Origin of the sequence: Mesonia sp. HuA40 (assembly GCF_008017835.1) — a bacterium.
Lineage (GTDB): Bacteria > Bacteroidota > Bacteroidia > Flavobacteriales > Flavobacteriaceae > Mesonia.
Window position 1 is genome coordinate 55,154 of record NZ_VRLT01000025.1, and the last position, 9,707, is coordinate 64,860.

The 9,707-nt window shown below is 36.2% G+C and carries 7 protein-coding genes; 3 read left to right on the top strand and 4 right to left on the bottom strand.

Annotated features, from left to right (window positions below):
- Positions 1–16: 16 nt before the first annotated feature.
- Positions 17–613: a fasciclin domain-containing protein gene (locus FT993_RS04140; RefSeq protein ID WP_147861280.1), complete on the top strand. Its 597-nt coding sequence runs from the start codon at positions 17–19 to the stop codon at positions 611–613.
- A 54-nt stretch (positions 614–667) separates the two neighbouring features.
- Here FT993_RS04140 and murB read toward each other — a convergent pair whose 3' ends face one another.
- The 3 genes from murB to FT993_RS04155 form a co-directional block, all read right to left on the bottom strand.
- On the bottom strand, positions 668–1,681 hold the full coding sequence (gene murB, locus FT993_RS04145; protein ID WP_147861281.1) for a UDP-N-acetylmuramate dehydrogenase: 1,014 nt from the start codon (positions 1,679–1,681) through the stop codon (positions 668–670).
- Positions 1,682–1,685: 4 nt separating this feature from the next.
- The gene (locus tag FT993_RS04150; protein ID WP_147861282.1) at positions 1,686–2,879 is read right to left on the bottom strand and encodes a pyridoxal phosphate-dependent aminotransferase; all 1,194 of its coding nucleotides are present in this window, start codon (positions 2,877–2,879) and stop codon (positions 1,686–1,688) included.
- Between the two features lie 119 nt (positions 2,880–2,998).
- Positions 2,999–3,391, bottom strand: coding sequence for a DUF1573 domain-containing protein (locus tag FT993_RS04155; RefSeq protein ID WP_147861283.1), 393 nt, complete (start codon positions 3,389–3,391; stop codon positions 2,999–3,001).
- Between the two features lie 133 nt (positions 3,392–3,524).
- Between FT993_RS04155 and FT993_RS04160 the strand changes: the two genes are divergently transcribed.
- On the top strand, positions 3,525–6,161 hold the full coding sequence (locus FT993_RS04160; protein WP_147861284.1) for a valine--tRNA ligase: 2,637 nt from the start codon (positions 3,525–3,527) through the stop codon (positions 6,159–6,161).
- 78 nt (positions 6,162–6,239) lie between these two features.
- On the top strand, positions 6,240–6,542 hold the full coding sequence (locus FT993_RS04165) for a hypothetical protein (RefSeq protein WP_147861285.1): 303 nt from the start codon (positions 6,240–6,242) through the stop codon (positions 6,540–6,542).
- Positions 6,543–6,617: 75 nt separating this feature from the next.
- On the opposite strand, the gene lon is transcribed toward FT993_RS04165, so the two are convergent.
- Complete coding sequence (lon, locus tag FT993_RS04170) at positions 6,618–9,068, bottom strand: endopeptidase La (RefSeq protein ID WP_147861286.1); 2,451 nt, start codon at positions 9,066–9,068, stop codon at positions 6,618–6,620.
- Positions 9,069–9,707 lie beyond the last annotated feature (639 nt).

The window sequence follows — 9,707 nt, forward strand, 5'->3', positions numbered from 1 at the left end:
ACCAAAATTAAATTTTATGAAAATAACAAAAACAATTGCGCTAGCGGCCTTTGCCCTAATCGGTTTAACCGCTTGCAAAAATGAAACGGAAAAGGAAAAGGAGAAAGAAATTAGTGTTGAAAAAGAAGAAGTAATAACTACAGATGAGCAATCTGCCGAGGAAGAAGAAGATCTTGTAGCGGTTATTGGCCAATCAAATAAGCATACCACTTTGGCCGCTGCATTAGAAAGCGCGGGGCTAGTAGCAGTTTTAAAATCTGAAGGACCCTATACTATTTTTGCTCCAACTAATGAGGCGTTTAATAAAATACCCAAAGAGAAGCTAGATGAACTTATGCAACCCGAGCAAAAAGAGACCTTAGAAGGTATTTTGAGTTACCACGTGGTACCGGGTGAGATTTCTGCCGATAAGTTGACAAGTTTAATTCAAGAAAGCGGATCGGGTAGTTACGAACTGGTAACCGCCAATGATGGTAAATTAAAAGCTTCTATTAAAGATAATGCTGTAGTTTTAACCGATAATACTGGAACCGAAATTAAAGTCACCGATGTAGATCGTGAGGGATCCAATGGTTATATACACGTTATAGACGGTGTATTAATGCGTGAATAAGTTTTTAATCTATATAATAAAAAGGGCTTTAATATATTAAAGCCCTTTTTATATTTATAGAATATTCACTTCCATCTCTAGCATTATATTAAATTTCTGATGTACGGTTTGCTGAATTTCTTTGGCTAAAGCCAAAATTTCTGCTCCGCTTGCTTCCCCATAATTGACCAAAACTAAAGCTTGCTTGTGATGCACGCCGGCATCTCCACGGCGTACTCCTTTAAAACCTAATTGCTCTATAAGCCATCCCGCTGGTATTTTAAAGCTATCACTTGAAATAGGATAAAAAGGCATTTCTTTAAATTTGCCACGTAAATCTTCAAACAACTCTTTTTCAATCACAGGATTTTTAAAAAAGCTACCGCTATTACCAATCTCCTTAGGATTGGGAAGTTTTGAAGAGCGTATAGCGATTACCGCCTCGGCAACATCGGCTATACCAGGATTTTTTATTCCAGCTTCATCCAATTGATTTTGAATGGCGCCATATTCGGTTTTTAGTTTGTGCTTAGATTTTGTTAATTTAAATAGTACTTTGGTAATGATATAAGTGCCTTTATATTTATTTTTAAATACAGAGTCACGATAACCAAAATCACAGTCTTCTTTTAAGAAGGTTTTTTTTGTAAGGCTCTGCCGGTGAATCGCTTCACACGAAACAAATACATCTTTTAGCTCTACCCCGTAAGCGCCGATATTTTGAATAGGACTTGTACCTACATTACCCGGAATTAGGGAAAGATTTTCTAATCCGCCAAAACCTTGACTAATACACCAAGACACAAATTCGTGCCAATTCTCGCCAGCTTGCGCTTTTACCCACACAAAATCCTGATCTTCCTTAACTAGTTCAATTCCTTTAGTAGATAGTTGAACCACCGTTTTATTGATGGGTTGTGTAAGTAAAATATTACTACCTCCTCCCAAAATCAAAATTTCGTCGGCATAAAACTGTTGTAAGACGGCTTGCAACTCTGCATTAGTTTGTACCTTAACATATTGTTTAGCCGGCACATCTATCCCAAAAGTATTTAAAGCCTTTAATGAGAAGTTGGCGTGTATTTCCATTGTTTTATTTGGCTTGATATTTATCTAATCCTTGTCGTAATATTTCTACTGCCTTTTTTAAATTATCTTGTTCTAGAACATAGGCAATTCTCACTTGATTATTGCCTGTGTTGGGGGTTGAGTAAAAGCCCTGAGCTGGAGCAACCATAATGGTTTGACCGTTATAATCAAAATCTTCTAGCATCCACTTTGCAAAGTCTTCTGCGTCTTTAACCGGTAATTCTGCAATACAATAAAAGGCACCGTTTGGTTTTGCTACTTTTACTCCGGGTATACTTTCTAGACCTTGAATTAACGTATCTCTTCTTTGAACGTATTCTTCAATTACTTCATCAAAATATGACTGGGGAGTTTCTAAGGCTGCTTCACTAGCAATTTGTGCAAATGTTGGCGGACTTAGTCTAGCCTGTGCAAATTTCATAGCCGTTTGCATCACCGCTTTATTTTTAGAAACCAAACATCCTATTCTGGCACCACACATGCTGTAACGCTTAGATACACTATCGATCATTATCGCGTGTTCCTCAAGTCCTTCCTGAGCCATAACCGAAAAATGATTTAAGCCCTCATAGGCAAACTCACGGTATACTTCATCGGCTACGAGAAATAAATCGTATTTTTTAACTAAGGCACTCAATTGCTCAATTTCTTCCTGAGTATACAAGTAACCCGTTGGATTCCCTGGATTACAAATTAAAATGGCTTTGGTTCTATCGGTAATCAGCTTTTCAAACTCGGCAATTGGAGGTAAAGCGAAACCGTTTTCAAATTTTGCCTGAACCGGCACCACTTCTACTCCTGCAGAGGTTGCGAAACCATTATAATTAGCATAAAATGGTTCTGGAATAATCACTTCATCTCCTGGATCTGTAATGCTACCCATGGCAAAAAGCAGGGCCTCGGAACCTCCGGTAGTTATAATGATATCATCTGATTCAATAGGCAGGTTTACCCTTTGATAATAACCAGCAAGTTTTTCTCTATAGCTAGCAAAACCAGCCGAATGGCTGTAAGAGATAATCTCTAAATCATTATTTTTAACAGCATCTAAAGCTACTTGAGGGGTTTTAATATCGGGTTGACCTATATTCAAGTAAAAGATTTCTTTTCCTTGCTCAGTTGCTTTCTCTGCATAAGGAACCAACTTACGTATAGGCGATTCGGGCATAGCTTGCCCCTTGGCTGAAATATTTGGCATACTACAAAATTTTTGTGCAAAAATGCGAAAAATAAATGGGGCAATTCAATTTTGATCCAACAAAAAAACCTCTTTCTTATTCAGAAAGAGGTTGTATACTAATTAAGTGTGGTTATATTTTATTTTTCTAATACACTTTTTGTGTCTTTTTTAGCCACGTAGCCTTTAATTTTTAAAGGTGTAGGAGAGTTTTGTGCATTCGAATATACCGTTACCGTTTTACGAATAGGCCCTGGTCTTTTCGTATCATATTTAACCTTAATCTCTCCTTTATTTCCAGGTAAAATAGGCTCTTTAGGTTTTTCTGGAACCGTGCATCCACAAGTAGAGGAAACTCTACTTATAACTAAGGGCTCATCACCAGTATTGGTAAAAACAAAGGTTCTTAAACCATCACTATCGTAGGCAACATTACCATAATCTATAGTTTCTTGTTCAAAAGCAATTTCTGCTTGTGCTTGCATTGCAAAACTGGTCATTAAGACAACGGCTACTAAAAATATTTTTTTCATTGTATAAAAATTTGGTTACTAAATTAAACTTTAATCGCTTGAATACAAAAAAATAAGAATAACATTTTATAATCTTTTAAAATCAAGCCTTAATAATTACTTTTGTCTCTTGTAAATCAAAAAACAGACCAAAATGCCCATCGCTGCCAATTATAACCCAAAAGAAATAGAAGAAAAATGGTATAAGTACTGGTTAGAGAACCGTTATTTTCACTCTGAAGTCAACGAAAAAGAGCCTTACACTATTGTTATTCCTCCGCCTAACGTAACGGGAGTTTTACATATGGGACACATGCTCAACAATACTATACAAGACGTGCTTGTTCGTAGGGCTCGACTACAGGGATATAACGCCTGTTGGGTACCAGGAACCGATCACGCCTCTATTGCAACCGAAGCCAAAGTGGTAGCTAAATTAAAAGAAGAAGGTATAGACAAAAAGAGTTTGTCTCGTGAAGAATTTATGGAACACGCTTGGGACTGGACCCGTAACTACGGTGGGGTTATTCTCAATCAGCTTCAAAAATTAGGTGCCTCCTGCGATTGGGATCGAACCAAATTTACTCTAGACGAGCAACTTTCGGCTTCGGTAATTAAGTCTTTTATAGACTTATATAAAAAAGGTCATATTTACAGGGGTTACCGAATGGTAAATTGGGATCCCGAAGCCAAAACAACCCTTTCTGATGAAGAGGTGATTTATGAAGAAAAACAAGGCCATCTTTACCATGTGGCTTACCCAATTGTAGGAAGTGATGAACATTTGATTATAGCTACAACTAGACCTGAAACTATATTTGGAGATACCGCAATTTGTGTACATCCCGATGATGAGCGCTATCAACATTTACACGGCAAAAATGTTATAGTACCCGTTGTAAATAGAGAGATTCCTATTATAGCAGATGAATATGTAGATTTAGAGTTTGGTACGGGCTGCCTAAAGATAACACCAGCCCACGATGAAAATGATTATCTCTTAGGCCAAAAGCATAATTTAGAGATGATAGATATCTTTAACCTAGATGGAAGTTTAAATAAACAAGGTTTACACTACCAAGGCCAAGACAGGTTTGAAGTAAGAAAACAATTCCGTAAAGAACTTGAAGAAAAAGGCTTTTTAGTAAAAATAGAAGACCACATTCATAAAGTAGGTACTTCTGAGCGTACTAAAGCGGTAATCGAACCTCGACTATCTGACCAGTGGTTTCTTAAAATGAAAGAAATTGCTCAACCCGCTATCAAAGCCGTTTTAGAAACCGAAGAAATAAAGTTGTTCCCTGAAAAATTTAAAAATACCTATGCACATTGGATGAATAACATTAGGGACTGGAATATTTCTAGACAACTTTGGTGGGGACATCGTATACCGGCATATTATTTTGGTGACAATAAAAATGACTTTGTTGTTGCCGAAACTAAAGAAGAAGCTTTAAAACTAGCGCAAGAGAAATCTGGACAAAAAGATTTGAAAATAGAAGATCTAAAACAAGATGAAGATGTATTAGACACTTGGTTCTCTTCTTGGCTATGGCCGATGAGTGTTTTTGATGGTATCTGTCAACCCGATAACAAGGAATTTAACTACTACTATCCCACCAACGATTTGGTTACAGGTCCAGATATTCTATTCTTCTGGGTTGCACGTATGATAATTGCTGGATATGAATATACCGGTAAAAAACCTTTTAACAATGTTTATCTCACTGGTTTGGTGCGTGATAAGCAACGGAGAAAAATGTCTAAATCTCTAGGCAATTCACCTGACGCTTTGAAATTGATAGAAGATTATAGCGCAGACGGAGTGCGAGTAGGTTTATTACTTAGTAGCGCTGCAGGTAACGATTTAATGTTTGATGAAAGCCTTTGCCAACAAGGGAAAGGATTTGGTAACAAAATTTGGAATGCCTTTAGACTTATTGATGGGTGGGAGGTCGATACCCACTTAGAACAACCAGAATATGCCCAAAAAGCAATACAATGGTATAAGAATCAATTACAGGTAAGCTTAGCGCAAATTGAAGATCATTTTGATAAATATCGCATTTCTGATGCGCTAATGACTACCTATAAATTAATATGGGATGAGTTTTGTTCTTGGTTATTAGAAATGGTTAAGCCAGGGTACCAAATGCCTATTGACCAGCAAACCAAACAAGATGTATTGCATTTATTAGAAGAGAACTTAAAAATTCTTCATCCATTTATGCCCTTCTTAACCGAAGAAATTTGGCAAAGCATGGCAAAAAGATCAAAGGATGAGGCTTTGATTGTTGCAAAATGGCCTGAACAAAAAACTTTTGATGAGTCGCTTATTGCGGATTTTGATACGGTCAAAGAAGTCGTTTCAGGAATAAGAAATATCCGTAAAGATAAAAATATCTCATTTAAAGAAACAGTAGATTTAAGCCTGATAAATTCTGAGCAGCTTACCAAGGCATATGATGGTATCATAAAAAAATTAGGAAATATCAATCAGCTTTCTTACATAGAAAGGCAATTGGATAACGCTTTATCGTTTCGTGTTAAATCTAATGAATATTTTATTCCTATGCAAGGTACTATCGATGTAGAAGCCGAAATTGCTAAGCTACAAGATGAATTAAAATATAACGAAGGATTTTTAAAAGCCGTACAAAAAAAGTTAAGCAACGAACGATTCGTGAATAATGCACCAGAAAAGGTTGTTGCAATAGAAAAGCAAAAACAAGCCGATGCAATGGCTAAAATTGAAACCCTTAAACAAAGTCTTGAAAGTCTAAAAAAATAATAATTCTATCTTATCAAAGTCTTAAATTAATTGTAATACCCAAAACATTTAAGATATTTGAGAAAAACAATTAATATTATGAAAGTATCTTTTAAACATTTAGGATTAGCCTTAGCTTTAATTGGTAGCTTATACAGCTGCCGCGATCAAGAAGAAAAAGACACCAAAACAATTGAAGGCGTTGAAGTAAGCGAAGATGCCAAAATTGAAGTTAGCGATGATGGTGAAAAAATAGAAATTGAAGACGGTGATACCGAAGTGAAAATTAAAAAAGATGAAGATGGTAATATCGAAAAGAAGAAAATTGAGACCGAAGAAAAAGAAGTAAAAGTAAAAATGGAAGATGGTGAAGTAGTTAAGAGAAAAGTAGATCAAGAATAGGATGAATCTCCCATTTATCAAAAAAAAGCCTCGCAATTGCGAGGCTTTTTTTTGATGAAATATTTGATAAATTAACTATAAAGTTTTAGCATTCTTTACCTTTTGCTTGGTAATAGCTTTTTGTAGCACTTCTTTCATGTCGCTTACATAGTGAAAGGTAAGTCCTTTTAAATAACTATCATCGATCTCTTCAATATGCTTACGGTTATCTTCACATAAAATAATCTCTTTGATATGTGCCCGCTTGGCAGCTAATATTTTTTCTTTAATACCACCCACTGGCAATACCTTACCTCGAAGAGTTATCTCGCCTGTCATGGCTAGATTCTTTTTCACCTTACGTTGAGTAAAAAGAGAAACCAAAGAGGTTAACATAGTAATACCAGCACTTGGGCCATCTTTGGGAGTAGCCCCTTCGGGAACGTGAATATGCACATTGTACTTTTCAAATATACCAGCATCTATACCAAATTCTTCGGCATTAGCCTTGATATATTCCATCGCAATAGTGGCAGATTCTTTCATTACCTTACCTAGGTTACCAGTAATCGATAAATTACCTTTTCCTTTTGATAAAATAGATTCAATAAAAAGAATATCACCTCCTACGCTAGTCCAAGCCAGGCCAGTAACTACACCAGCGACATCATTATTTTCATACTTATCACGCTCAAGTTTAGCTACCCCTAAAATGGACGCTATATCAGCTTGACTCAACTTCACATTATATTCCTCTTCAAGAGCAATACTTTTAGCAACATAACGAACCACCTTAGCTATCTGCTTCTCAAGACCACGTACTCCAGACTCACGAGTGTAGCCTTCAACTATTTTAGTTATTTGGGCTTTGCCCAGTTTTATTTGATCTGGCTTTAACCCGTGCTCCTTAATTTGTTTTGGGACTAAATGTCTTTTGGCAATTTCAACTTTTTCCTCCATTGTGTAACCAGTCATATTAATAATCTCCATACGGTCTCTTAAAGCTGGCTGGATAGTATTTAAACTATTTGCAGTAGCAATAAACATGATCTTCGATAAATCAAAGCCCATTTCCAAGAAATTATCATAGAACTCATTATTCTGTTCGGGGTCTAGTACCTCTAAAAGTGCCGACGAAGGATCACCTTGATGACTTTGTCCCAATTTATCAATTTCATCCAACACAAAAACAGGATTACTGGTTCCTGCCTTTTTTAAACTTTGAATAATTCTTCCAGGCATAGCACCAATATACGTTTTCCTATGACCGCGTATCTCAGCCTCATCACGTAAACCTCCTAATGAAATGCGTACATATTCTCTGCCCAAGGCTTCGGCTATAGACTTACCCAATGAAGTTTTACCCACCCCAGGAGGACCATATAAACACAAAATAGGCGACTTCATATCATTTCGCAACTTTAAAACGGCTAAATATTCAATGATACGTTTCTTTACTTCCTCCAAACCATAATGGTCACGATTTAAAATCTTCTGAGCTCGTTTTAAATCGAACTTATCTTTACTAAATTCATTCCAAGGCAACTCAAGAAAAAGCTCCAAGTAATTACGTTGAATAGAATATTCTGCAACTTGCGAATTCATTCGCTGCAGTTTACCTAATTCTTTTTCAAAATGTTTGGCAATTTTATCTTCCCATTTTTTAGCTTTCGCCTGTTGGCGCATCTCCTCTATTTCAGTTTCCGCCGAAACACCCCCAAGTTCCTCTTGGATGGTTTTCATTTGTTGATGCAAAAAATATTCACGCTGTTGCTGACTCATGTCGCTTTGCACCTTTGATTGAATATCGTTTTGCAATTCTAGCTTTTGATATTCAATATTCATAAATTTCAAAGTAGATAAAGCTCTCTCTTTCAAATCATTTGTAGCCAAAAGCTGCTGTTTTTCCTTAACCCTCAAATTCATATTCGATGATACAAAGTTGATTAAGAAAGAGGGAGTTTCAATGTTCTTAATAGCAAAGGATGCTTCTGATGGAATGGCTGGACTATTTTTTATAATTTTTAAGCTTAGCTCTTTTATAGCATCTACAATAGCTTTAAATTCCGCGTTACCATCGGCTGGTTTAGCCTCTACAACCGGACTAACTTGAGCGGTGAGATAAGGGTCTTCCTTAACCACTTTATCAATTTCAAAACGCTTTTTGCCTTGAATAATAACAGTAGTATTACCATCGGGCATTTTTAAAACCCTAAGAATCTTAGCAACCACCCCAAGATTATAAATATCTTTTCTACTCGGATTCTCAGTATTCACATCCTTTTGAGCAACAACTCCTATAACCTTATCTCCATTATTGGCATCATTAATTAGTTGTATACTTTTGTCACGTCCAGCAGTAATAGGAATAACCACTCCAGGAAATAATACAGTATTTTTTAAAGGTAAAATTGGTAAAAATTCAGGCAAACTTTCACGCTCAATCTCATCTTCATCTTCAGAAGTCATAAGCGGTATTAATTCAGCATCTTCATTAATATCTTGTAGTGACAAATTGTCTAAACTAAAAATATTTGATTTTCCCATAGTATATATTTAGTCAAACTGTCAGTATTCCAGTTTGAATTGTACAAAAAATTCTTTTAAACTAAGCAATCAAGCTTCTACACCAATAATATTCAATTGTTATGCCAGCTTATTAATTATTAGTGATTCTTGATTATGGCGTTCCCTTTTTATTAAAAAAGGTCGGGCTATCGCTACTCGCTTTGCGGGCATAGGCCTCGCAAGAGCTTAGACAGGCCGCTCTATCCCTAACGCAAGTTGGTATTCTCATCATATTACTTAGTGGTTATTGATAAGATACAACACGGCGAGCCAAAACAACCAACTTATGCTTCTATTTAGCCGTGTTTCCTACTTTTTTGGATGCTAGCAAAAAAATGATTCATATCTCCTGGCTAACGAATTATCCCTTTTGCTCAAGTGGTTTTTAAGTGCTTTAAAAAAAGGCGGCGACCTATTCAAGAACCAGCTTTAAGTACAAGTCTATAAGTTGCAGCAAGAAAACCAGTAGATAGGAACCCCTAAAGCTTAAAACAATTTGGGAACTATCCACTATTATAAACAAAAAAAAAGCCTTTGGAATTAAATCCAAAGGCTTTAAAAAAAGGCGGCGACATACTCTCCCACAAAATAGCAGTACCATCTGCGCTAACGAGCTTA